25 protein-coding genes are annotated in these 22555 nt (G+C 71.9%); 7 read left to right on the top strand and 18 right to left on the bottom strand.

The window, feature by feature from the left end; genetic code table 11:
• The first annotated feature begins 63 nt into the window (after positions 1-63).
• On the top strand, positions 64-1635 hold the full coding sequence (locus ACVKXF_RS08460; RefSeq protein WP_456795449.1) for a GAF domain-containing protein: 1572 nt from the start codon (positions 64-66) through the stop codon (positions 1633-1635).
• Entirely contained in the window at positions 1632-2339 is a 708-nt protein-coding gene (locus ACVKXF_RS08455; RefSeq protein ID WP_456795448.1) for a response regulator, read from the top strand. Before ACVKXF_RS08460 ends, ACVKXF_RS08455 begins: the two co-directional genes overlap by 4 nt.
• On the opposite strand, the gene ACVKXF_RS08450 is transcribed toward ACVKXF_RS08455, so the two are convergent.
• The 17 genes from ACVKXF_RS08450 to ACVKXF_RS08370 all read right to left on the bottom strand — a co-directional run bounded on the left by ACVKXF_RS08450 (position 2290) and on the right by ACVKXF_RS08370 (position 17043).
• Positions 2290-3465 carry a flagellar hook protein FlgE gene (locus tag ACVKXF_RS08450; protein ID WP_123312730.1) on the bottom strand — a complete coding sequence of 392 codons (1176 nt, stop codon included), beginning with the start codon at positions 3463-3465 and terminating at the stop codon, positions 2290-2292. The genes ACVKXF_RS08455 and ACVKXF_RS08450 overlap by 50 nt on opposite strands.
• Before the next feature lie 56 nt (positions 3466-3521).
• A complete protein-coding gene (locus tag ACVKXF_RS08445; protein ID WP_123292727.1) occupies positions 3522-3965 on the bottom strand; it encodes a flagellar hook assembly protein FlgD in 444 nt (147 codons plus the stop codon).
• 25 nt (positions 3966-3990) lie between these two features.
• Positions 3991-5451 (bottom strand): flagellar hook-length control protein FliK, encoded by a 1461-nt coding sequence (locus tag ACVKXF_RS08440; protein ID WP_456795447.1) that lies wholly within the window; start codon positions 5449-5451, stop codon positions 3991-3993.
• Entirely contained in the window at positions 5448-6176 is a 729-nt protein-coding gene (locus tag ACVKXF_RS08435) for a C40 family peptidase (protein WP_456795446.1), read from the bottom strand. The genes ACVKXF_RS08440 and ACVKXF_RS08435 overlap by 4 nt, the downstream gene beginning before the upstream one ends.
• Positions 6173-6604, bottom strand: a complete 432-nt coding sequence (locus tag ACVKXF_RS08430) for a flagellar FliJ family protein (RefSeq protein WP_123312735.1) — start codon at positions 6602-6604, stop codon at positions 6173-6175. Before ACVKXF_RS08430 ends, ACVKXF_RS08435 begins: the two co-directional genes overlap by 4 nt.
• Positions 6604-7947 carry a FliI/YscN family ATPase gene (locus tag ACVKXF_RS08425; RefSeq protein ID WP_456795445.1) on the bottom strand — a complete coding sequence of 448 codons (1344 nt, stop codon included), beginning with the start codon at positions 7945-7947 and terminating at the stop codon, positions 6604-6606. Before ACVKXF_RS08425 ends, ACVKXF_RS08430 begins: the two co-directional genes overlap by 1 nt.
• Positions 7944-8606 carry a FliH/SctL family protein gene (locus ACVKXF_RS08420; RefSeq protein WP_456795444.1) on the bottom strand — a complete coding sequence of 221 codons (663 nt, stop codon included), beginning with the start codon at positions 8604-8606 and terminating at the stop codon, positions 7944-7946. The genes ACVKXF_RS08425 and ACVKXF_RS08420 overlap by 4 nt, the downstream gene beginning before the upstream one ends.
• Complete coding sequence (gene fliG / locus ACVKXF_RS08415) at positions 8599-9666, bottom strand: flagellar motor switch protein FliG (RefSeq protein WP_261784217.1); 1068 nt, start codon at positions 9664-9666, stop codon at positions 8599-8601. The genes ACVKXF_RS08420 and fliG overlap by 8 nt, the downstream gene beginning before the upstream one ends.
• Positions 9663-11333 carry a flagellar basal-body MS-ring/collar protein FliF gene (gene fliF, locus ACVKXF_RS08410; protein WP_456795443.1) on the bottom strand — a complete coding sequence of 557 codons (1671 nt, stop codon included), beginning with the start codon at positions 11331-11333 and terminating at the stop codon, positions 9663-9665. Before fliF ends, fliG begins: the two co-directional genes overlap by 4 nt.
• On the bottom strand, positions 11333-11668 hold the full coding sequence (fliE, locus tag ACVKXF_RS08405) for a flagellar hook-basal body complex protein FliE (RefSeq protein ID WP_123312739.1): 336 nt from the start codon (positions 11666-11668) through the stop codon (positions 11333-11335). Before fliE ends, fliF begins: the two co-directional genes overlap by 1 nt.
• The gene (locus ACVKXF_RS08400) at positions 11668-12063 is read right to left on the bottom strand and encodes a flagellar basal body rod protein FlgC (RefSeq protein WP_235035933.1); all 396 of its coding nucleotides are present in this window, start codon (positions 12061-12063) and stop codon (positions 11668-11670) included. The genes fliE and ACVKXF_RS08400 overlap by 1 nt, the downstream gene beginning before the upstream one ends.
• A complete protein-coding gene (locus ACVKXF_RS08395; RefSeq protein WP_456795442.1) occupies positions 12060-12404 on the bottom strand; it encodes a flagellar basal body rod protein FlgB in 345 nt (114 codons plus the stop codon). Before ACVKXF_RS08395 ends, ACVKXF_RS08400 begins: the two co-directional genes overlap by 4 nt.
• Positions 12405-12944: 540 nt before the next feature.
• Positions 12945-13283 carry a hypothetical protein gene (locus tag ACVKXF_RS08390; RefSeq protein ID WP_456795441.1) on the bottom strand — a complete coding sequence of 113 codons (339 nt, stop codon included), beginning with the start codon at positions 13281-13283 and terminating at the stop codon, positions 12945-12947.
• Entirely contained in the window at positions 13273-13746 is a 474-nt protein-coding gene (locus ACVKXF_RS08385) for a flagellar export chaperone FliS (RefSeq protein WP_222661070.1), read from the bottom strand. Before ACVKXF_RS08385 ends, ACVKXF_RS08390 begins: the two co-directional genes overlap by 11 nt.
• A 10-nt stretch (positions 13747-13756) precedes the next feature.
• The gene (fliD, locus tag ACVKXF_RS08380) at positions 13757-15145 is read right to left on the bottom strand and encodes a flagellar filament capping protein FliD (protein ID WP_456795440.1); all 1389 of its coding nucleotides are present in this window, start codon (positions 15143-15145) and stop codon (positions 13757-13759) included.
• Positions 15146-15249: 104 nt separating this feature from the next.
• Positions 15250-16107, bottom strand: a complete 858-nt coding sequence (locus ACVKXF_RS08375) for a flagellin N-terminal helical domain-containing protein (RefSeq protein ID WP_027465508.1) — start codon at positions 16105-16107, stop codon at positions 15250-15252.
• Positions 16108-16224: 117 nt separating this feature from the next.
• Positions 16225-17043 (bottom strand): sigma-70 family RNA polymerase sigma factor, encoded by an 819-nt coding sequence (locus tag ACVKXF_RS08370; protein WP_340196044.1) that lies wholly within the window; start codon positions 17041-17043, stop codon positions 16225-16227.
• Positions 17044-17493: 450 nt separating this feature from the next.
• Here ACVKXF_RS08370 and ACVKXF_RS08365 point away from each other — a divergent pair, with 450 nt between their 5' ends.
• The 5 genes from ACVKXF_RS08365 to ACVKXF_RS08345 all read left to right on the top strand — a co-directional run bounded on the left by ACVKXF_RS08365 (position 17494) and on the right by ACVKXF_RS08345 (position 21883).
• Entirely contained in the window at positions 17494-17979 is a 486-nt protein-coding gene (locus ACVKXF_RS08365) for a flagellar protein FlgN (RefSeq protein WP_123312744.1), read from the top strand.
• Positions 17980-17983: 4 nt separating this feature from the next.
• Positions 17984-19405: a flagellar hook-associated protein FlgK gene (flgK, locus tag ACVKXF_RS08360; protein ID WP_456795439.1), complete on the top strand. Its 1422-nt coding sequence runs from the start codon at positions 17984-17986 to the stop codon at positions 19403-19405.
• Positions 19406-19407: 2 nt separating this feature from the next.
• Complete coding sequence (flgL, locus tag ACVKXF_RS08355; RefSeq protein WP_396288250.1) at positions 19408-20289, top strand: flagellar hook-associated protein FlgL; 882 nt, start codon at positions 19408-19410, stop codon at positions 20287-20289.
• On the top strand, positions 20286-20654 hold the full coding sequence (gene fliW, locus ACVKXF_RS08350; protein ID WP_456795438.1) for a flagellar assembly protein FliW: 369 nt from the start codon (positions 20286-20288) through the stop codon (positions 20652-20654). Before flgL ends, fliW begins: the two co-directional genes overlap by 4 nt.
• A gap of 269 nt (positions 20655-20923) precedes the next feature.
• The gene (locus ACVKXF_RS08345) at positions 20924-21883 is read left to right on the top strand and encodes a hypothetical protein (RefSeq protein ID WP_456795437.1); all 960 of its coding nucleotides are present in this window, start codon (positions 20924-20926) and stop codon (positions 21881-21883) included.
• A gap of 35 nt (positions 21884-21918) precedes the next feature.
• Here the strand turns inward: ACVKXF_RS08345 and ACVKXF_RS08340 are convergent, their stop codons facing one another.
• Positions 21919-22548: a hypothetical protein gene (locus ACVKXF_RS08340; protein ID WP_456795436.1), complete on the bottom strand. Its 630-nt coding sequence runs from the start codon at positions 22546-22548 to the stop codon at positions 21919-21921.
• Positions 22549-22555: the final 7 nt, after the last annotated feature.

The raw sequence follows: 22555 nt of genomic DNA, 5'->3' as shown, positions 1-22555 counted from the left end.
AGGGCTACCGTGCAGAGCAAGGACGGGACGGACCACATGGAACGGCAACTGCACTTCCCAGACGTGGCACGATCAGATCTCGAACGCAACGTCGCCGACCTCGTTCAGCACGCACACGCCGTCCTCCGGACACAGGGGCGGCTGCGGAGCCTCCTCAGCGCGAACCGGCGCATCGTCGAGCACCTCGACCTCGCCGACACACTGCACGCGGTCGTCGAGACCGCTGTCGAACTCGTCTCGGCCCGCTCGGGTCTGCTGACCGTCTCGAGCGCGATCGGCGGGACCGAACGCTCCGTCCACGCCGGCGAGGACCGTCCGCAGGACTCCGCCGAGGGCGGAGCGCGCCAGATCACGGTTCCGATCCGCGTCCGCGACACCGTGTACGGCACGTTGCGACTCGACGGAACGACCGATGCGGAGTTCACCGACGAGGACGAGGAACTCGCCGGTGCGCTCGCCGCGACCGCCGGCGTCGCCATCGACAACGCGCAGCTCTTCGAACACGTCCGCCTCCGCGAACAATGGACCACCACCACGTCGGAAGTGACGGCGGCCCTCCTCGCCGACGACGACGTCTCGGTCGTCCTCGCCATGGTCGTCGATCGGGTCGGAGCATTCGTCGACACCGAGTTGGTCTCCATCGTCGAACCAGTCGGGAATCCGGAGACCGTGCGGGTCACAGCCGCCTCCGGGAAGTGGGCCGACGACGTTCGCGGACGTGAGTACACCGCCGTCGGAACCCTCGCCGGTGATGCGATGGCCACGCAGCGCGCCGTGTCCGGCGACCTCAGCGGAACTCCCTCGGTCGCCGATTGGCAGCCAGCGCTCGGTCCGACGATCGCGATACCGCTCCGCGCCTTCGGCGGTGCGCTCGGATCGTTGGTCGCATCGCGGGCACCTGGCGGTGCTCCGTTCACCGAGTCAGAACTGGACATGGCCGCCGATTTCGGTCGCCAGACCAGCGTCGTGCTCGCCGTTGCGCGCAGCCGCCACGACCGAAGCGCACTCGACCGCGCTGAGGAACGCAGTCGGATCGCCCGTGACCTCCACGACAACGCCGTCCAACGCCTGTTCGGTGCCGGACTGGCCCTGCAGTCGATCGCGCGATCAAGCCCCGCTCCGCTCCGAGGACGACTCGAGGAACAGATCAGCAACGTCGACGAAGCGATCAGCGAGATCCGCACCGCCGTCTTCGCACTCGGCGCGATCGAACGACCCCGCGTCGATTCCGTCCGCGATCGAGTCCTCACGACGGTCGCGTCGATCGCGACTGCGCTCGAGGTGCAACCCTCCGTGACCTTCGCCGGCCCGGTGGACCTCGACGTCCACGGTCAGCTCGCCGACGACGTGATCGCCGTGGTCCGCGAGTCCGTCACCAACATCGCCCGCCACGCACCCGGAGCGTCCAGCCAGCTCCGGATCGCGACGGCCGACGGTACGCTCACCGTCCTCGTCTCCGACGACGGCCCCGGACCCTTTCCCGGAGCGAAGACACGGCGGAGCGGCATCGCGAACCTCGCCGCTCGCGCTGACCGCCGTGGTGGCAGCTGCGCTGTCGCACAGGGCGATCGCGGCGGCACGGCAGTCCGCTGGACCGTCCCGTTGCCGACGAGCCGCGGAAGTGAGCTCGAATGACGACGACCGTGTTCCTGCTGGACGACCACGAGATCGTGCGCCGCGGCGTCGCGGAGCTCATCAACGCCGAGCCCGATCTCGAGGTGATCGGCGAGTCCGCCACCGTCGCGCAGACCTTCGGCAGGGTCGCGGCGACCCGACCGGACGTCGTCGTGCTCGACGTGCGGCTCCCCGACGGCAGCGGGATCGACGTGTGCCGCGACATCCGTTCGGCGTTCCCGCACATCGCGTGCCTGATGCTCACCGCCTACGACGACGAGTCCGCAGCCGAGGGCGCCGTGCTCGCCGGAGCCGCCGGATACGTCATCAAGGACATCCGCGGCCAGTCCCTCGTCAGCGACATCCGACGCGCAGCAGCCGGTGAGCGACTCCTGCCACAGGCACTGACCGCCCGCGTCACGGACCGCCTCGCCCGGACACTGCCCAGCAAGGACCCCGATCTCTCCATGCGGGAACGCCAGGTGCTCACGCTCATCTCCGCGGGGCTCACCAATCGACAGATCGCCGAACAGCTCGACCTCGCCGAGAAGACCGTGAAGAACTACGTCTCCGGCTTGCTCGCGAAACTCGGCATGGAACGACGGACCCAAGCGGCCGTCTACGGAGCCACCAACCGCCCGACAGGCCCGGGCGGTCAGGAGTCCAGGAGCGCGCCTAGCGCTTCAGGTTCGTCAGCTCCTGCAGCACCTCGTCCGAGGTCGTGATGATGCGGGCGTTCGCCTGGAACCCGCGCTGCGCCACGATCAGGTTCGTGAACTCCTGCGACAGGTCGACGTTCGACATCTCAAGGGTGCCCGCCGCGAGCGACCCGACGCCGGCCGAGCCGGGGCCGCCGACGGTCGCGGTGCCCGAGTTGCCGGTCGCACGGTAGCCCGAGGCGCCGGTCTTCTCGAGGCCCGCCGGGTTCGCGAACGTCGCGAGGGCGATGCGGCCGAGGGCGAGCGACGCACCGTTCGAGAACGTGCCCGTGACGGTGCCGTCCTTCGAGATGGCGTAGCCCTGCAGCGCGCCGGCCTCGCGGCCGTTCTGCGACCCGATCGACGCGGTGTTGAGCGACGCGAAGCCGGTCAGCTCCCCCATGTCGACGGCGATGCCGCCGACCGTCAGCGTGCCGCCGGACGTCAGCTTGCCGTCGGTGCCGAACGTGAGGGACCCGTTCGCGGTGGTGCCCTGCCCGTTCCGGGCGGTGACGTCCCAGCCGTTCGCGGTGCGCGTGTAGGCGAGGGACATCGTGTGCTTGGCGCCGGAGGCGTCGTAGACGGTGGCCTCGCGGGTGATGGTCGCGCCCGCCGCGGTCTCGGACGGCAGGTTGCCGGCGACCGAGGCCGAGGTGGTGCGGACGGCCGGTGCCGCGGCGTCGAGCGGGAGCGTGATGTCGGCGAGGCCCCCGTTGTCGTTGACGACGCCGTTCGTGGCCGGGTAGCCCTGCACGATCTTGCCGTCGGCGGTGACGAGACGACCGTCGGCGTCGAAGTCGAACGCGCCGGCGCGGGTGTACACGGTGTCGTTGCCGAGGCGGGTGACGAAGAAGCCGTCGCCCGAGATCATCAGGTCGGTGGCCTTGCCGGTGGCCTGGGCCGAGCCCTGCGCGAAGTTGGTGGAGACGCCGGCGACCTGGACGCCGAGGCCGATCTGCGCCGGGTTGGTGCCGCCGACACCGGTCTGCGGTCCGCCGGCACCCTGGGTCATCTGCGACAGGGTGTCCTGGAAGACCGTCGACGAGGCCTTGAAGCCGACGGTGTTGACGTTGGCGATGTTGTTGCCGGTGACGTCGAGCATCTGCTGGTGCGAGCGGAGGCCGGAGATCCCGGAGTAGAGCGAGCGGAGCATGGTGCGTCCTTTCGGAGAGGCAGGAAGAGCAGGGAGGAAAAGGGGAAGGAGAACGGTCAGGAAGCCGGTGCGGTGGTGGTGATGCCGGAGATCACGTCGAGAGCGACCTCCTTCCCGTTCACGGTGACCGTGGGAACGCTGTTCGCGTACGACACGGCCGAGGCGGTCCCGGTGACGGCGGTGCCGGTCGCGGCGTCGGTGTAGCTGACCTGCTTGCCGACGAGGTTGGCTGCGGCGATGCGCATCTGGAGCGAGAAGTTCTCGTTCCCCGTCGTGGTCTGGTTGGTGATCTGCTCCATCATCGCGAGCTGCGTCTGCTGGCTGATCATCTGGTTGGTGTCCATCGGCGACGACGGGTCCTGGTTCTGCAGCTGCGTGACGAGCAGCTTCATGAACACCTCGGAGTCCATCGTCTGGGACTTCTTCGCGGTCGAGTTCGCGGCGAGGGCCGCGGCCTGGGCAGCCTGGTCCACGCTGCCGGTGATGCCGTCGATGGGCATGGTCTGGTTCCTGTTCGTGAGCCGGTCAGGCGAGGACGTCGAGTCCCGCGGTGCGGATGGTGGAGGTGGTGGCGGAGGACGCTGGCTGCGTGGCGGACGTGCGCCGTGCCTCCAGGCCGGTGTCGGCACGCAGGCGGCCGTCGGCCGGTCGCTGGTCGCGACCCGGCGCCGTGTCCGGGTGGTTCTGGGAGGACAGGTCGAGCGTCGTGCTCAGCCCGGTGCCGGCGGCGTCGCGCCGCAGGTCGGGCAGCACCTGGCGGACCGCGTCGCGGCCCGCCTCGGACGCCGCGAACAGCTCGACGTGCATGCCGTGGGCCGTGACGTGTGCGCGGACCGTGACCGGTCCGAGGCTGTCCGGCACGACCTGCACGGTGACGACGTGCTCACCGGGGCCGGCCTGCGCGAGCGAGAACACCGGGCGCGCGAGCTGCTGCCCGAGCGGTGCCGGCGTCGCCGACGCAGACGGAGCCGCGGTGGCCGGGGTGGGCGCGGCGGTCGGCGTCGTGGGCAGGACGAAGGGCGTCTCGCCACCGCGGGCGGTGGTGACTGCCGGGAGGCCCGGATCACCCGCCGTCGACCCCTGCTGCTCCGTCCCGTGGCCGGTCTGGGCACCGCGTGCAGCGGTCGCCGCGACGGCGGTGACGACGACGGGGGTCGCGGTCGCGGTGCCGTCCGCGGGGGTCGGGTTCGTGGGCGCGGCCTGCGTGGGGACCGCCGACGTGAGCGGTGCGGCGGCTGCGGTCGCTGCGGCGGCCGTAGATGCAAAGGCCGTAGGTGCGGCGGCCGTGCGGACGGCGGCTCCGGCCGAGCCGGCGTCGGTCGGGGTGGGCGGAACGCTCCCCTGCTGGGCGGTGGCCGCCAGGAGCTGCGCTGACGCGGTCGGCGCAGCGGTCGAGCGTGCCGGCGCCGGGGTGGACTCGCCCGCCGCTTCCCCTGCGTCCGCACCGGCGACTGCGTCGGAGCGTGCCGACTGCGCGGGGACCACGGGAGTCGCGGACAGCTCGGCCGGGGCCGGAACCGAGACCGCACCGGCCACCGGGGGCTCGGTCACGGCCGACCGCAGGACCGCCGGAGCCGTCGTCGCGGCATCCGCGGCGGACCCCGCTTCGAGCGTGGCGGCCTCCGGAGCAGCGGTGGCGGCGGTCGCCGGAACCGGGGCGGCGGTGGGTGTGGGCACCAGTCCGGGGAGCAGCAGCGCCTGCGCGTCGGCAGCCGCAGCCGTTTCGGCCGTGGCCGTCTCCGGCGTGGGCGGCGTCGTGTCCGGCGTGGGCGGCGTCGCGGGGGTGGTGCCGTCGTCGGTCGCGGTGTCGGCACCGTCGTCGCGCGCCGCTGCCCGGTCGCCGGCGTGACGACCGGTCGCGGCGGCAGCGGACAGGGCAGCGTCGAACGATCCGGGCGCTGCAGGGTCGGAGCTCGCGCGGGATGGCGCAGCGGTGCTCGCCGGAACGGGCGCGGGCTGGGGCTGGGTGGCGATGGTCAGGCTCATGCGGCGCTCCCGGTCTGCATCATGGACAGCAGCGCGGCGGTCTGCAGGTCGGTGGCACTGCTCGCGGCCGTGGTCGCGGTCGGCGCCGGGGTGGCGGACGCCTGGGCCGGCACGATGCGGCGGATGGTGGCGATGTCGGCGTCGGAGTACCAGTTGTCGACGATGCGGACGTCCTTCCCGGGGCGCGGCGCGTGCAGCACCTTGCCGTCGCCGACGTAGATGACGACGTGGCCCTCGCCCTTCGGGACGATCAGGTCGCCGGGCTGTGCGTCCTTCAGGGACCCGACCTCGACGCCCATCTTCGCCTGGTCCGGCACGACCCGGGGCATGGTCACACCGAGGTCCTTGAACACGGTCTGCACCAGCCCCGAGCAGTCCATGCCGGCGGTCGTGGTGCCGCCGAACACGTAGGGCACGCCGAGGTACTTCTTCGCGTCCGCGACGACGTCCGAGCCGGTGGCGCCGCTGCCCGTGGCGAGCGTCCCGGCGCCCGCGTCGACCGAGGTGGCCGGCGCGCTGCCGGTCGTGGCGGCGGCTGCGGCAGCGGTGGTCGCGGTGCCGGTGGAGCCCGTGGCGGTCGCCAGTGCATCGGCGAACGCGCTCGAGGACGCACTGGTCGCGGCAGCGGACGACGACGAGCTGGCCGCCGCGGCCGAGCCCCCGCGCAGGGTGTCGATCTGGGACCGGATCTCGGAGATCCGGGAGAGCACCGCTTCGACGCTCATCGGGCACCACCTTCCGTGCGGCGTCGTGCCGCGATCTCGTCGAGGGCGTTCTGTTCGGTGCGGAGTTCCTCGGCGGCCTGCTCGGCGGCGTGCTTGCCCTCGAGCTTCTCCAGGCCGACCGCGGCACGTCGAGCGGCGGTGTACTCGTCCTGCGCACGGTCGGCGTCCGCGCGGCGGGTTCGCACGACGGCGTCGAGCTCCTCGAGCATCCCGCGGGTCGCAGCACGCGCGGCGGCGACGGCGCTCAGGGTGGCGGCGTCCTCGATCGGCTGCGCGCCCTCGGTGTCGGCGAGGCTCCGGCGCGCGGCGATCCGGGCGTCGGCAGCGTCACGGACCCGTTCGTTCGCTGTGGCGAGCGAGGCGGCCGCGCGGTCCTGTTCGGTGTGGCGCAGGCGCAGGAGTCCGGCGAGCGGGAACCGGCGGGCCATCACGACACCCCCAGCTGCTGCACGAGGCCGCCGAGGCGCTGCCAGGAGGCGTCGGCGGTCGCCCGCTCGTCCATCCCCTGGCGCAGGAACGCGTCGATGGCGCCCTGGTGGTCCACGGCGGCGTCGACGAGCGGGTTCGAGCCGCGCTGGTACGCGCCGACGTCGAGCAGGTCCTGGGCGCCGGCACGCGCGGCCATCACCTTCCGCAGCACGGTGGCGGCGGCACGCTGCTCGGGTCGGGTGACCTTCGAGGCCACGCGCGACACCGAGCCGAGGGCGTCCACCGACGGGAAGTGCCCGGTGATCGCGAGCTTCCGGTCGAGCACGACGTGCCCGTCCAGGATGCTGCGGGCGGCGTCGGCGATCGGTTCGTTGTGGTCGTCGCCGTCGACCAGCACGGTGTACATGCCGGTGATGCTGCCGACCCGGTCGGTGCCGGCGCGCTCGAGCAGCCCGGCGAGCACCGAGAAGGTCGAGGGCGGGTAGCCCCGGGTCGCCGGCGGCTCCCCCACGGACAGCCCGATCTCGCGCTGCGCCATCGCGACGCGGGTGAGCGAGTCCATCATGAGCACGACGTCCTGGCCGGCGTCGCGGAACGACTCGGCGATGCGGGTGGCGACGAACGCGGCACGCAGGCGCATGAGCGCGGGCTCGTCGGAGGTCGAGACGACGACGATCGAGCGGGCGAGACCCTCGGGCCCCAGGTCGTCCTCGAGGAACTCGCGCACCTCGCGGCCACGCTCGCCGACCAGCGCGATGACGTTGACGGCGGCGTCGCTCCCCCGCGCGATCATCGACAGCAGCGACGACTTGCCGACGCCGGAGCCCGCGAAGAGCCCCATGCGCTGGCCGCGGCCGACGGTGGTGAGGGTGTCGAGCACCCGCACGCCGAGCTGCATCGGGGTGTCGATGCGGGTGCGCGCCATCGCGTTCGGCGTCGCGTGGTCGAGCGGCACCAGGTCGACCGGCTCGCCACCGGCGCCGACGAGCGGGCCGCGGTCGTCGATCGGCCGGCCGAGCCCGTCGAGCACACGGCCGAACAGCCCGGCCCCCGTCGGCACGAGCACCGGACGGCCGGTGGGGCGTGCGGGGGTGCCGGCGGTGACACCGGTCAGGCGGCCGAGCGGCATGCAGCGCACGCCGGAGGCGTCGGTGGCGACGACCTCGACGGCGGTCTGCACGCCGCCCTCTGCTCCGACCGTGACGACCTCGCCGACGTGGGCGTCGAGCCCGGCGATCGTCAGACCGAGGCCGACGGCGCTCGTGACGACGCCGACCCGCTGGGGTGCGGCCTGCCGCAGGGCGTCGTCGAGCCCCCGGGGCCGGAGCAGCGTGGCGCTCATGCCGACGCCCCGTGCAGCTCGACACCGAGCGCGGTGCGGGCGCGGTCGAGCGCGGTCGCGATCCGGGCGTCGAGGATGCCGTCCGGCAGGTCGACGACGGCGTCGCCGTCCCGCAGCGCGGGGTCCGCGACCACCGGGACCGGCAGGTCGACGTCCGCGACGCGGGCCGCGTCCGCCGGGCTGAGCCGGACGGCCACCGGGACGCTGCGGTCGATGGACGCGAGCGCCCGCCGGACGGTGGTCTCGGCGCCGGACGTGATCCGGGCCTCCCCTCCGTCATCGGGACCGACCGTCGGACGGGAGGCCCGGATCTCGTACCCGACGATCGCCTCGGCCAGGTCCGTGGCCGCGCTGGCGACGGACGCCTCGGCGTCGCTGAGGACGGGCGCGACCGTGGACAGCATCGCGTTCGTCGCGGCGTCGAGGACCGCGATGCGGCGGACGGTGTCCGCGCGCAGCGACGCGGTCAGCGCGGCGTGCTCGGCCTGCAGGCGGGCGCGCAGGGCGTCCGTCTCGGCCTGCGCGGCGCGGAGCCCTGCGGTGTAGCCGGCGGCGTGGCCGCGGACGTCCGCACCGGACGCACGCTCGCGCCCGGCGGCGTCGCCGATGACGGGGAACGCGATGCGCTGCACGATGCCGGCGGTCGTGGTGTCAGTCAACGAGCTCGTCCTCCTCGGCGCGGTGCACGGTGATGACGCCCTGCGCCTCGAGTTCGCGCACGGAACGGACGACCTCGGCGCGCGCCTCTTCCACCTGCGAGACGCGGACCGGGCCCATGGCCTGCAGTTCGTCGTCGAGCAGCGAGCGGTTGCGCTCGGACACGTTCGCGCGGATCGTCTCGACGACGGGTCCGGCTGCACCCTTCATGGCGGTCGCCAGCAGCTTCGAGTCGATGCCGCGCAGCACCTGCTGGATGTCGCGGGACTCGAGCTTGACGATGTCCTCGAAGGTGAGCATGCGCGAGCGGATGTCCTCGGCGAGCTCCGGGTCACGGGCCTCCAGCCCGTCGAGGACGGCCTTCTCGGTGGCGACGTCGGAGCGGTTGATGATGTCGACCAGGGGCGCGATGCCCCCGACGACCTCGACGCTCTCGCGCGGCGACACGACGGCGCCGGCGCGCTGCCGCAGGACACCCGCGACGATGCCGACGGCTTCCGGGGTTGCGCTGCCCATCGTCGCGAACGCCTGTGCGACGTCGGTGCGGACGCGCTCGTCGACACCCGCGAGGACGGCGCTCGCCTGCCCCGGCTTGAGGTGTGCGAGGACGAGGGCGATGGTCTGCGGCAGCTCGCCCTCGAGCAGGGTGATCACCTGACCGGGCTCGGCGTCGTCGAGGAAGTCGAAGGACTGGCCCGCCAGGTTCGAGGCCAGGCGGTCCATCACGCCGGCGGCCCGCTCGGCGCCGAAGGACGCCTCGAGCAGCCCGAGCGCGGTCTCCTTGCCGCCGCGCTTCTGCAGCCGACCACTCATCGTGATCCGGTGGAACTCCGACATGGTCTGATCGACGACGGTGTCCTCGACGCGGCGCATCCGGACGATCTCCGCCGAGATCTCCTCGGCCTCCATCTCGGTGAACTGCTTCATCACCTCGGCGGCGCGGTCGGTCTCCATCTGCATGAGGATGAGCGCGACCTTCTGCGCGCCGCTCAGCGTGCGGTCGCTCGAGTTCTTGCCGGTGCCGTTGCCCGGGCCGCCGGCGCTCGGCATCAGGGCGCTCACACCGGCGCCCGGTCGTCGAGGAGCCCGCGCAGCAGCTCGGCCGTGCGCTTCGGGTCGCGTTCGGCCAGCGCGGAGATGTCCTGGCGGCGACGCTCGGCCGTGATCTCGTCGGTCGTCAGCACCTCGGTCGGCGGGTCACCGGCGGGCATCGTCGACAGCACGGCGGTCGGGGCGTCACCGGCACCGAGGGTCGCACGGTCGGCGGCGCCGTCCATCGCGAGGGGCAGCTGGAACGTCTCGCCGGCGAAGGCGTCGAGCTCGCCGAGGTCGACCGCCTCGCGCTCCTGCTTCCGGCTGCGGCGGGCGATGACGAACATGACCGCGATGAGCGCGAGCAGGATGCCGATGACGATGCCGGCGGTGCGGATCGACGACCACAGGGCCTCCTGCTGGTCGGCCTTCTGCTGCGCTTCGAGGGCCTTGGCGGCCTGGTCGGCGCCGCTGGTGTCGAAGTCCATCATCGCGACCTTGACCTGGTCGCCGCGGTCCTGGTCGACGCCGGCTGCGGCGGAGACCAGGTCGTTGATGCTCTGCAGGTTCGCGTTCTGCACGGCGTCGGCCTTCGAGTTCAGCGCGACCGAGATGGTCTGCCGGTCGAGGGACCCCGAGGGGATCTGCGTGGTCTCGGTGGTGTGGTCGACGGCGTTGTTCTTCGTCGCCGACTCGTTCGTGTAGCCGTCGTCGCCCGTGCCGCTCGTCGCCGTCCCGTTGGGCACGGCGATGTTGTCCGGGCCGAGGACCCCGGTCGCACCCTTCGACGCACCGGATCCGGCGCCGTACTGCTCGGTGGTGCTCGACTCGTTGAGCGCGACCGGTCCGGAGGTCGGGGTCGTGTAGCTCTCCGACCTGCGGGTGCCGGACTCCTGGTTCATCGTGCCGGAGACCACGACGGTCGCGTTGCCGACGCCGAGGGTGGTGTCGAGCAGGTCCTGGATCTTCTTGCTCGTCGCGGCGTCGTAGTCGGCTGCCTGGTCGGCGCCGCTGCCGGTGGCGCCGGTGCCGACGGCGGACAGCGTCTGGCCCTTGGCGTCGACGACCGAGACGTCGGTGGTCTGCATGCCCTCGACCGACGCGCTGGTCAGGTGCACGATCGCCTGCACCTGGTCGGTACTCAGCTGCGTGCCGTTGTCGGTGGCGATGAAGACCGACGCCGTCGGGTCCTTCTCCTCGGACACGAACACGGACTTCTCCGGGATCGCGAGCTGCACGGTCGCGGTCTGCACGCCGTCCATCGCGCCGATGGTCTTGGCGAGCTCGCCCTCCATCGCCCGCTTGTAGGTGACGTCCTGCTGGAACTCCGAGCTCGTCACGCCCATCTGGTCGAGCAACGAGTACCCGCCCTCGTTCGACGACGGCAGCCCGTTCGACGCGGCCTTGAGGCGCTCCGAGTAGACCTGCGCCTGCGGCACGAGGATCGTCGCGCCGCCGTCGGTGAGCTGGTACGGCACACCGTCGGTCTGCAGCTGGTCGGTGATGGAGCTCGCGTCGGCGGCAGCCAGCCCGGTGAAGAGCGGCGCGTAGGAGGCCTTGCCGAGCCACGACGCCAGGGCGATCCCACCGAGCACGAGCGCGGCGATCACCAGGATCGCGATCGTGCGCTGGGCGGCGGAGAAGCCCTTGACGTACGCGGACAGGCGCGCGAAGACGTTCTTGACGGCGACGGGCATCAGGCCTGCATCCTCATGATCTCGTTGAAGGCGTCGACGCCCTTGTTGCGGACGGCGGAGACGAGCTCGAGCGTGACCTGCGCGCGGGTGGCGGCGATGGTCGCGTCGTGGATGTCGTCGAGGTTGCCGGTGACGGCCTTGAGCGCGAGGGTCTTCGAGTCGCTCTGCAGCGCCTGCAGCCCGTCGACGGCGTTCCCGAGGCTGGCGGCGAACCCGCTGCCGTCGGTGCTGGTGGCGCCGGCGGTTCCGGCGACGTCGCTGGACGTGCCGGACACGCTCGTCAGCGCGTTCGTCATCGCGTTGGTGGTCACACCGTTGACGGCGTCGATGGGCATCAGTTCTTCCCGATCTGCAGTGCCGCCTCGTAGGCGGTCTTGGCACGGTCGACCACGGCGGCGTTCGCCTGGTAGCCGCGCTGGGCCATGATGAGGTCCGCCATCTGCGTGCCGAGGTCGATGTCCGGCATGCGGACGTAGCCCTCGTCGTTCGCGAGCGGGTTGTCCGGGTCGTAGGTCACGCGGCCGGCGGCGCTGCCGAACGCGGCGCCCTTGACGTAGGCGCCCGACACGCCGTTGCCCTCCTGCACCTCGACGTAGCGGGCCTGGAACGCGGTGTCGTCCATCGACTTCACGGTGTTCGCGTTCGCCATGTTGTCCGCGACGGCGTCGAGCCACTTCCGGTGCACGGTCATGCCGGTGCTCGCGATGCCGATCGCGTCGAAGGTCGTCACGAGTTCGTCCGCATCGCCGCACGGACGCTGGTGAGCTCGGAGTTCATCGCCTGGGTGGCGAACTGGTACCGGAGCACGGTGTCGACGTTGGAGAGCGTCTCCTCGTCGAGGTTGACGTTGTTGCCGTTCGTGTTCGTCGGCTCGAGGCTGCGGGCGACCGTCGGCGCGGTGTCGCCGCTGCCGTCGGTGATCGACTTCGCCAGGACGTCCTCGAACTGGACCTTCTCGGCGTGGTAGTTCGGCGTGTTGATGTTCGCGATGTTGTTCGCGATCACCTTCTGGCGCATCGACAGGCCGTCGAGAGCGCTCTGCAGCGCGACGCTCGTCACGGAATCGAACACGGTGGTCCCCTCGTCAGGCGTCGTCGGTGGACGTCGCCGTGCGGTGGTGGCCGATCCGTGGCCGAACTGGTGAGCGATCCGTGCTCGTGTGGCGCTATCGGTGCCCGTCGCGCGCCGCGTTAGCCCTCGCCCCGAACGGGGGTGGCCGGTGCGCGTCCGTCCGATGCAGAACGACATCCCCGTTGTCGTACGACATCGATCACGTCGCACCGTGCACACGCGTCACGTTGCACGCGCGGGTCGACGACACTCTCGTTGTCGTACGACGTCGACGATGACGCACCTTGCACGCGCAGACAGTTGCGTCCGGGATCGGACGACATCGTCGATGTCGTACGACGACCACCTCGTCGCACGGTGCCAGCGCCGTCCATTTACGCTGGGAACGGTTGCGCTCGCTGGACGTCGACACCGTCGATGTCGTCCGACGACGAGCTCGTCGCAGCCTGCGCTCGCCCGATGTTGCAGACGCGGGCGAGCGACACGCTCGATGTCGTACGACGTCGAGCATGTCGTACCGGGTCGAGCGGGGCGGACGGGTCAGGCGGAGGCGTCGAGGTACACCGCGCCGCGCGGCTCGCGCGTCGCGTCGACGGCCCGCAGGGCACCGAGGTGCTCGAGCGTCGCCCGTCGGTCCGACTCCAGCTCCGCGATGCGGTCCCGCTGCGCGGCGAGCAGCCGGGAGGCACGCCCCACCAGGTCGCGCGGCACCGGACCCAGCCCGGCCGGCTCCGACCACCCCACCACGGCCGTGGGGTCGGCCGCCTGCCGGGCGGCGTCGTGCTCCAGGGAGTCGAGCAGGGCCTCCCAGGCGAGGCGGTGGTCGACCGGCTCAGGCGACGGTGCCGGCTCAGGCGACGGTGCTCGCTCAGGCGACACCGAGGGCTCCGCCCGTCGCCTGCTGGCGTGCCGGCGTCGCCGGGAGCGACGCCGCGGCGTCGTGCCACGACTGCCGCAGCGGTTCGAGGATCCGGATGCAGTCCCGCGTGGCCTGCACGTCACGGTGCACGTTCGCGGTGATGAGGGACGTCGACGCGTAGTTGTAGACGGCGAGCAGACCCTCACCCCCGTCCCAGACGTCGATCCGGAGCGTCGACGACAGCTCGCCGACGATCGCCTGGGCGTGCAGGAGCTGTTCGCGGGCGGCGTCCCAGTCGGCGCCGGTCTGTGCGGCCTCGGCACGGTGCAGGTCGAGCAGCAGCCGGTCGTAGAGCATCGTGACGAGCTGCGCCGGGGTGGCCGACAGGACGGCCTCGTTCGTGTACTGGGCGCGACGCTGGTCGGTCACGGTGCGGGGCTGCGCAGCCTGCCGGAAGGCGGCGGCCTGGAAGTCGAAGGTCATGGTGATCCCGTCAGCTCGTCGTCGACGCGAGCTGGCTGGCGAGCCAGCTCGACTGGGACTGGAGCTTGCTGAGGCTGGTCTCGAGCGACGAGTACAGCGTCTGGAGCGATGCGCGGCGCATCGTGAGTCGGTCAGTCCAGCTGTCGATCTGGGTGTTCAGGTCCTTGGCGACCGCCTGCTGGCCGGTGATCGCCGTGGTGAGGGACCCGTCGTACTTGTCGGACGCCGCCGTCGCGGCGGCACCGACGTTCGTGGCGACGCCGGAGAGCATCGCCTGCGTGCCCTCCGGGTCGGTGGCGAGGGCCTTCTGGAAGACGTCGGCGTCGAAGGTGAAGCTGCCGTCCTTGGTGATCGTGATGCCGATCGACGACGGCGACTTGCCGCCGACGGGCGCCGACATGGTGCTGCCCAGGCGCTGCACGGCGTCGCGTGAGGTCCCGTCGCCCATCAGGACGCCGGCGGTGGTGGTCGTGGCGCCGCTGGTCGCGCTCGTGGTGCTCGTGACCGCCGTGTTCGTCTTGTAGTAGGACGTGATCGCGTTCATCGCGTCGACGAGTCCGGAGGCCACGGCCTGCGCCTTCGTGGTGTCCTGCGCGACGCCGACCGTGACCGGGTCCGTCGACGCCTTCGACACGGTGACGCTGAGCCCGGGCACCAGGTCGGTGAACGTGTTCGTCGCGCTCGTGATCGTCTGCTCGGCGGCGGTGCCGGCCCACAGCGTGACGCTGGCGTCCTTCGCCTGGGCGACGACCGCGGCGCCGACCTCGGTCAGCACGTTCGTCGCGGTGCCGGCGGCGACCTGGTCGGCGGTCCCCCGGTACACCTCGAAGCCGCCAGCGGCGCCGGTCTTGGCGGACGTGAGCTGCAGCCGGTAGAGCTTGGTGCCGTCGGCAGCGGCGCCCGCGGCGACCTTCGTGGCGGTGACGCCCGCCCCTGACTTGTTGATCGCCGAGACGGTGTCGTCGAGGGAGCCCGACGACGGCGTGACGGTGGTCTTCGTGCCGTCCGCGCCCACCAGGGTGATCGGCTCGGCGGCGGCCGACCACGTCGACATCGCGGCGGTCACCCCGACCTGCGCGGAAGCGGTCGCACCGACGGTGAACGTCAGCGACCCGGCGCTCGCGTTCGTGCCGGTCACGGCGGTGACGCCCGACGACGAGCTCGTGGCGGTGAACAGGTCGAGCGAGGTCGCCTTCGCGGCGTCCTTCGCCTTCGTCGCGAGGGCCTGCACCAACCCGTTGATCGTCTGCAGTGACGAGATGAACGAGTTGGTGCTCGTGAGCTTGTTCTTGAGCAGGGTCTGCGGCACGCCCTCGACGCTCATCAACGAGTTGATGAGGTCGGTCGTCTTGAGCCCGCTGACGAGCCCGTCGATCGCGAGGCTGGTGCTCGAGGACACGGACGATGACATCGTCGACACTCCCTGGCGTCGTGGGGATGGTCAGGAGGGCGACGCCGCCTCCCGGGAAGCCTGAACGATCCCGGAAGGCGGCGTCGTGGGTGCTAGCGCAGGAGCGAGAGCACACCCTGCGTGCTCTGGTTCGCCTGCGCGAGCATCGACGTGCCGGCCTGGCTCAGGATGTTGTCGCGCGTGTACTTGACCATCTCCTGCGCCATGTCGACGTCGGTGATGCGCGAACCGGCAGCGGTGAGGTTCTCCTTGGCCACGTTCGTCACGTTGATGGCGTGGTCGAAGCGGTTCTGGACTGCACCGAGGTTGGAACGAGCCTCCGAGACCGACTTGATCTGCGCGTCGAGCTCGGTCACCGCGAGGCGAGCGTTGTCGCCCGTGGTGAAGTCGAGCGCCTTGACCGCCGTGGCGACCTTCGAGACATCCGCACCCGTGAGGTCGACGTCGATCTTGCTGGCGTCGGAGCCGTCCGCGCCGACCTGGAAGGTCAGCTTGCCGGTACCCGGACCGGCAGCCGTGGTGGAGGCCTTGCCGTCGAGCAGCTTGATCCCGTTGAAGTTGGTCGAGTCCGAGATGCGCTGCAGCTCCTCCTGGAGCTGACCGACCTCGGTCGTGATCGCCTTCCGCGAGTCCTCGTTGTTCGAGTCGTTGCCGGCCTGGACGGCCAGGTCGCGCATGCGCTGGAGGATCGAGTGGGTCTCGGTGAGGCCACCTTCAGCGGTCTGCACGACGGAGATGCCGTCCTGCGCGTTGCGGGCGGCGACCGTGAGGCCACCGACCTGGGACTTCAGCCCCTCGGAGATCGACAGACCGGCAGCGTCGTCGGCAGCACGGTTGATGCGGAGGCCGGTCGAGAGCTTCTCGAGGGACTTCGACAGGTCGTTCTGCGTCGCGTTGAGGTTCCGGTACGTGTTGAGTGCCGAGAGGTTGGTGTTGATGGACATACCCATGGTGGTTTCCTCCGTGAATTCTGGGTCGTACTACAGCCCGTCCGTGGGCTGACGTGGATGACTCTCGACCGGTTGCCGGGAGTCGTTAGGGAATCGACGGAAATGACCGTCGACGGTTCAGCTCGCCGCCACGACGACCGGCGCGGTCGCGTCGTGGACGGCACGCGCGACGCCGGCGGTGGCGTTCGACGCGACACGTGCGAGGTAGGCGCTCCGGCGGGCTGCCGTGGTGCGCGAGGCGGGTTCGGCGACCGCGCCGCCGTCCCCGTAGTGCGCGGCCAGGCCGTCGCGGAGCAGGCGCATCGCCTCCGAGCGCTGCTGCGACACGGCGGAGTGCGTGATGCCGAGCTCCGCGGCGACGTCGGTCACCGAGCGGTCCCCGAAGTAGACCGCCTCGACGACGAAGCGCATCCGCTCGGGCAGCGCCTCGACGGCTGCACGCAGGTAGCGGCGTTTCTCGGTCTCGAGCAGGTCGTCACCCGGCAACGGCAGGTCGGCGGCGACGAGGTCGTGCACGGTCTCGTCGAGGGGCGCGACGATGCGGGCCGCGTCGCTCATGGCGTCCGAGGCGGTCTGCCGGTCCACGCCCATCGCGTCCGCGATCTCCTGCACGCCGACGCTCCGGCCGAGTCGGGCGGACAGGGCTTCCTGCGTGGCGAGGGTCTCGCGGATGCGCTTCCGGGTCCCGCGCGACGCCCAGTCGGCGGAGCGCATGTCGTCGGCGAGGGCACCGGCGATCCGGGTCCGGGCGTAGGCGCCGAAGGGGACGCCGAGGGTGGGGTCGAACGCGTCGGCAGCGGCGACGAGTGCGAGCGAGCCGACGGCGGCGAGGTCGTCGCGGTCCAGGTGCGTGGCACGGGAGCGGACGTCGGCGACGATGTAGCCCACGAGCGGGAGGTGCTCCACGATCATCGCGTTGCGTGCGGTGCGGTCCATGCTGATCCCCTGATCGACCTGAGGTGACTGTCCTGACTCACCCGTCCGTGGGCACGGCGAACGCCGGCCTCGGATGGCCGATGCGTACGCCGAAGACCCGCCCGGTTCCCTCCGAGCGGCGCACCCCGCGCCTCGTTCGCGCGGTTCGAGGTCGCCCTCGTGGTGCGTTCCGAATGTATCGGCTGGCAATGCGCTGTACGGGGGTCGATCAGTCCCCAGTGCGGGGGTGTTCCCGGTGTTTCGGGGTCGGCATTTGTGGGGACACCGGGTCGGGAACGGTCGTTCTCGTCCCCCATCGGGGGTCATTGGTCCGCGGTCGGACGATATCCGTTCCACGCACTCGTCCTCGGGCCTTACGGGCGGTGCCACAGCGTCGATAGGTCTCGGTGTCCGCCGGAAGGTGGACCGGAAGACCCGAACACCCGACGACGACCCACACGGGAGGAGCTGATGAGCGTGAACGACCTGTCCGCCGTGCTCTGGCGCGAACGCGAACTGCTCGAGCTGCTCACCTTCAAGCTCGAGGAGGAGCAGCTGCTGCTCACCGCGGGCCGCTCCCGATGGGTGTCGCACGCCAGCCGCGAGGTCGAGCAGGTCCTCGAACGACTCCGCAGCACCGGACTCGAACGCGCCGCGTCGAGTGCCGAGGTCGCCGAGGAGTGGGGCGTCCCCGCCGACGCACCCCTGCGCGAGGTCGTCGCCGCCGCACCGAACGGACCGTGGGGTGAGATCCTCGCCGCGCACCTGACCGCGATGGTCGAACTGACCACCCAGATCGGCGCCCTGCGCGACGAGAACGACCGCTTCCTGCGCACCGCCGCCCAGGCCACCGAGGAGACCCTCGCCGGCACCGTGACGAACGCCGCGACCTACGACGCCTCGGGCACCTCCGGCGCCGGCTCCGACGGCGCCCGCCTGTTCGAGGGGACCCTGTAACCCCGTGGTCAGCACCTTCGGCTCCCTCGCCACCGCGTACTCCGGACTCGCCGCGGCCCGCGCCGGCATCGACGTCACCGGCCAGAACATCGCGAACGCCGGCACCGCCGGGTACACGCGGCAGCGCGTCACGCAGAACTCGATCCCGGCGACCCAGACCGGCTTCATGCGGGGCACCGCCGCCCTCGCCGGACAGGGCGTCTCGGTCGACGGCATCGCCCGGCTGGCCTCGCTGACGCTCGACGTCGGCGTCCGGGTCGCCGCTGGTTCCTCCGCCTACGCCGACGCCCGCGCGACGGCCCTGTCCGCCCTCGAGACCGGCCTGCACGAGCCCGGCAAGGACGGCCTGAGCGCCAAGCTCGACGCCTTCTGGTCGTCGTGGAGCGAACTCGCCAGCCACCCGGACGACCCGGGTGCCGCCAGTGCCGTCCTCGGAGCCGCCAGCACCGTCGCCGCGGCCCTGGCCTCCGGCTCGAAGGCGGTCGACGCGCAGTGGTCCTCGGTCCGGGGCACCGTGGCCGGCCAGGTGACGCAGCTGAACGACGCCGCGAAGCAGGTGGCCGACCTCAACGGGCGGATCCGCACCGCGCTGGCCTCCGGCGGCGCCGCCAACGAGCTCCTCGACCAGCGCGACCAGCTCACCGAGCAGATCGCGACGCTCGCCGGCGGGACGACCCGCACCAACGCGGACGGCACGGTCGACGTGCTGCTCGGCGGGAACCCGCTCGTGCAGGGCACCGACGCCCGCGCCGTCGCCCTCGGCGGTGGCGAACGGCTCGCCGACGGCGCGGCGGTCACCCTCACCTGGACCTCCGGCAGCGCCGGCGCGGTGTCCCTCAGCGGTGGGTCGATCGGCGGCGCCCTCGCCGTCCTCGCCCCGGCGAACGGGAACGGCACGGGCGGTGCGCTCGCCCAGGCAGCCGCGTCGTACGACGCCGTCGCGACCCAGCTCGCGACCACGGTCAACGCCGTGCACGCCACCGGCACCACCCCGGCCGGCACCACCGGTACCGCCTTCTTCGCCCTCGCGGCGGGCGTCCCCGCGGCACAGGGCCTGTCGGTCGTCCCGACGGACGGCAGCGGTCTCGCGACGCGGAACGCGGCGGGGCAGCTCGACGACTCGTTCGCCGACGCGCTCTCGCGACTCGGCACGGGCCCTGGTGCTGCCGACACGACCTGGGCGACGTTCGTGGCGGGGGTGGGCACCGCCTCCCGGTCGGCCGCGACGGAGTCGACGCTCACCGGACTCGCCCTGACCAACGCGCGCACCCAGCAGCAGTCGAGCGCGGGCGTCGACCTCGACGAGGAGAACGTGAACCTGCTGAGCTACCAGCACGCGTACCAGGGCGCGGCACGGGTCCTGACCGCCGTCGACGAGATGCTCGACACCATCATCAACCGAGTCGGACTCGTCGGGAGGGGCTGATCGTGATCACCCGGGTGACCACCCAGATGTCGATGGCCGCGGCCTCGGCCCGCCTGCAGACCGGTGCGGCGCGCGTGGCGCAGCTCACCGAGCAGGCCACCACGCTGCAGGCGATCCAGAAGCCGTCCGACGACCCGGTCGGCACCGCGTCGTCGATGCAGGTGCGCAAGGAGCAGGCCGCCGCGGCGCAGTACACGCGCAACGCGAACGACGCCGTGGCCTGGCTGGCGACCACCGACAGCGCCCTGTCGAGCGTCTACTCCGTGCTCAACAGCGTGCGCGACCTGACCGTGCAGGCGGCGAACTCCGGCACCATGAGCGACACCGACCGCGACGCCTTCATCACCCAGTTCCGGTCGCTGAAGTCCGATCTCGAGGCACGGGCCAACACGACCTACGGCACCCGGTCGGTCTTCGCCGGTGCCTCGACCGCCGCCGCCGCGTACGACCCGGCGACCGGGTGGGCAGCGTCCGGCACGGACGTCACCCGCCGGATCGGCGACGGTACGACCGTGCGCGTCGACACCGCAGGGGCCGACGTGTTCGGCACCGGGGCGTCGTCGGTGTTCGGCGTGCTCGACTCCATCGTCAGCGACCTGCAGAACGGGGTGAACGTGAACGCGCGGATCAACGACGTGGACGGTGCCCTCGGGGCCGTCCGCGGCGCCCAGGCCGACGTCGGTGTCCGGCACGCCACCGCCCTCGCCGCCCAGGACTCGCTGAAGACCGCGTCCGTCGCGCTCGAGAACCGCCGCGCCGGCATCGAGGACGTCGACCTCGCCAAGGCCGTCCTCGACCTGCAGGTGCAGCAGACCAACTACCAGGCAGCCCTCGCCGTCACCGCGAAGGTCCTGCAGCCGACCCTGATGGACTACCTCCGATGAGCATCTCCCTGACCTTCGCCGTCCCGCCGTTCGGCCTGTCCCCCGCGCCCGTGTTCACGCTGGCCCCGGTGGACGGCGCCGAGGGCCTGTTCACCCTCGTCGGGGGTTCCTCGCGCCTGTTCCTGCTCGACGCCGCGGTGCACCTGCCGTCCTACGCGCCGGAACTCACCGACGAGCAGGCCGCCGGGCTCGAGCTGACCGACCCCGCCGACGCCATGCTGCTCGTGGTGGCGAACCCCGGCGCGTCCGGCACGACCGTCAACCTGCTCGCGCCCATCGTCGTGAACGCCCGGACCGCGGTGGGCGCCCAGCTCATCCTGGAGGACCAGGACCTGCCGCTGCGGGCGGAGCTCGCGCGGGCGTAGGGGCGCTGGTCGGCCGGGTCGGCTCGGCAGCTCGGCAGCTCGGTCGACCCCGAACGACGTCCTCGATGTCGTACGACATCGAGTTCGTCGCACTTGCGCGCGCGCAACAGTTGCACGCGCGGCCCGGCGACAACATCGACGTCGTGCGACATCAACGGTGTCGCACCGTGCGTCCGCCTCATCCCTCCACAGACTGGAGGCCCGGCTCGTTTCCCACAGATCGTCGCGCCGAACCGACGTGGTCGGCTCGCACCGCCGATCGTTGGGACATGCACGACCGAGTCCTCGCAATCCCCCTCGTCCGCACCGGTGACCATCCGAGCGCTGAACGGCGCGCCCTGCAGCGTCGTGTGCACCGCGGCTCGCTCGCTCCGGTGCGGCCCGGCGTCCTCGTCGATCCGTCGCACCTCCAGGGTCTGCGAAGCGAGGACCGTCTGCTCCTGCTCGTCCGAGCGACGACTTCTTCCGTCGAGCTGCCCCGTGCGTTCTCGCACTCGTCCGCAGCAGCCGTGCACGGACTGCCCTTCGTCGCGCCGGCCCCCACCAGGGTCGACGTCCTCGACCCCCGTCTGACCCGGCCGGAGACCACGGCGCTCGCCCGGGTCAGGCCGGGGCACGCGATCGACGACTCCGGCGGACGATGGACCGGGACTCCTTCGACCATGCCGATCGAGATCGACGGCTCGCCGGTGACATCGTTGGTCCGGACGCTGGTCGATGTCTCTGCCACTGCACCGCTGGACCAGGCCGTTCCGATGATCGACCAGGCGCTGCGCGAGCGACGGGTCCTGACGGAGATGCTCGGCGACGAACTCTCAGCCCACGAGCGGAAGGGGTCCGAGAAGGCGGGGGTGGCGATCGGGATGGGATCGGCACTGTCGGGGTCGCCGGCGGAGTCTGTGTGCCGGGTGCGCTTCCGGCAGGTCGGGACGCCGGAACCGGTGCAGCAGCACGAGTTCCGACGCGCCGGTGGCGGGACGGCCGTCGTCGACTTCTGGTTCCCGGATCAGGGCGTCGTGGTCGAGGTCGACGGCCGCGCGAAGTACGAGGACCCGACGATGCTCGACGGGCGCACCACGGCCGAGGCGCACTGGCAGGAGAAACGGCGCGAGGACTTCGTCCGGTCGTTCCCCGAGGTGCGGTTCGTGGTCCGGCTGTCGTGGGCCGACCTGATGCAGCCCGACCGCGTGCGCGCTGCGCTCCGCCGGGCAGGGGTCCCGTGCCGGTGACGAGGCGACGACCGACACCCGTTCGTCCGGCGGCGTCAGCGGCTCGGCGCCTCCGGGTGGTGTGCACGCTGCCGTTCGACGACGAGCGACGCACTGGGCACGCCGCCGCCGACGACCACCTCGCCGACGCCGACCCGCGCTCCGTGCACCCGTCCGATCCCCTTGACCACCCCGGCACGTCGGTCCGGGTCGGCCTCGCGGTGGTCGCCGCCCGCTGCGAGCACGGCGTCCCGAACGGCGACCGCACCCAGCACCTGCGCCCCGGCACCGAGGACGGCGGGCCCTTCGACGAGGCACCCGCCGGACAGTCGAGCGCTGTCGCCGACGCGCACGTCCGACCCCGTCGCCGTGATCGTGACGGGACCGGGCCCCAGTTCGGCACCGGACCCGATGGTCACCCTGGCCGTGGTCGCGACGACGGTGACGCACCCCGGACCGAGCCGCACGCCGGACCCCACGGTGATCGAGCCACCGGCGCGGGTCTCGAGCACGGTTCCCGGGTAGAGCACCGTCCCGGCTGCCAGGGCCACGTCCGCACCGATGAGCACCGAGCCGGGATCGAGCACACGGACCTCGGGCAGCAGACCGAGCACCTCGGCGACCGTCAGGAACCCGGCGTCCCGCCGAGCGTCGTCCGCCGGGTCCGGCGCGCCGTCGATGTCCATCCAGCGA

Source organism: Curtobacterium sp. PvP017, from assembly GCF_054060195.1.
The sequence above is the reverse complement of the archived record's forward strand: the minus strand, read 5'-3'. Positions and strand labels throughout refer to the sequence as shown.

What these genes read in the sequence shown, in the direction of transcription:
- ACVKXF_RS08455 (WP_456795448.1), top strand. Translation starts at nt 1,632, where the DNA reads ATGACGACGACCGTGTTCCTGCTGGACGACCACGAGATCGTGCGCCGC.
- ACVKXF_RS08450 (WP_123312730.1), bottom strand. Translation starts at nt 3,465, where the DNA reads ATGCTCCGCTCGCTCTACTCCGGGATCTCCGGCCTCCGCTCGCACCAG.
- ACVKXF_RS08445 (WP_123292727.1), bottom strand. Translation starts at nt 3,965, where the DNA reads ATGCCCATCGACGGCATCACCGGCAGCGTGGACCAGGCTGCCCAGGCC.
- ACVKXF_RS08440 (WP_456795447.1), bottom strand. Translation starts at nt 5,451, where the DNA reads ATGAGCCTGACCATCGCCACCCAGCCCCAGCCCGCGCCCGTTCCGGCG.
- ACVKXF_RS08435 (WP_456795446.1), bottom strand. Translation starts at nt 6,176, where the DNA reads ATGAGCGTCGAAGCGGTGCTCTCCCGGATCTCCGAGATCCGGTCCCAG.
- ACVKXF_RS08430 (WP_123312735.1), bottom strand. Translation starts at nt 6,604, where the DNA reads ATGGCCCGCCGGTTCCCGCTCGCCGGACTCCTGCGCCTGCGCCACACC.
- ACVKXF_RS08425 (WP_456795445.1), bottom strand. Translation starts at nt 7,947, where the DNA reads ATGAGCGCCACGCTGCTCCGGCCCCGGGGGCTCGACGACGCCCTGCGG.
- fliF (WP_456795443.1), bottom strand. Translation starts at nt 11,333, where the DNA reads ATGCCCGTCGCCGTCAAGAACGTCTTCGCGCGCCTGTCCGCGTACGTC.
- fliE (WP_123312739.1), bottom strand. Translation starts at nt 11,668, where the DNA reads ATGCCCATCGACGCCGTCAACGGTGTGACCACCAACGCGATGACGAAC.
- ACVKXF_RS08385 (WP_222661070.1), bottom strand. Translation starts at nt 13,746, where the DNA reads ATGACCTTCGACTTCCAGGCCGCCGCCTTCCGGCAGGCTGCGCAGCCC.
- ACVKXF_RS08375 (WP_027465508.1), bottom strand. Translation starts at nt 16,107, where the DNA reads ATGGGTATGTCCATCAACACCAACCTCTCGGCACTCAACACGTACCGG.
- ACVKXF_RS08370 (WP_340196044.1), bottom strand. Translation starts at nt 17,043, where the DNA reads ATGGACCGCACCGCACGCAACGCGATGATCGTGGAGCACCTCCCGCTC.
- ACVKXF_RS08365 (WP_123312744.1), top strand. Translation starts at nt 17,494, where the DNA reads ATGAGCGTGAACGACCTGTCCGCCGTGCTCTGGCGCGAACGCGAACTG.
- fliW (WP_456795438.1), top strand. Translation starts at nt 20,286, where the DNA reads ATGAGCATCTCCCTGACCTTCGCCGTCCCGCCGTTCGGCCTGTCCCCC.
- ACVKXF_RS08345 (WP_456795437.1), top strand. Translation starts at nt 20,924, where the DNA reads ATGCACGACCGAGTCCTCGCAATCCCCCTCGTCCGCACCGGTGACCAT.
- ACVKXF_RS08340 (WP_456795436.1), bottom strand. Translation starts at nt 22,548, where the DNA reads ATGGACATCGACGGCGCGCCGGACCCGGCGGACGACGCTCGGCGGGAC.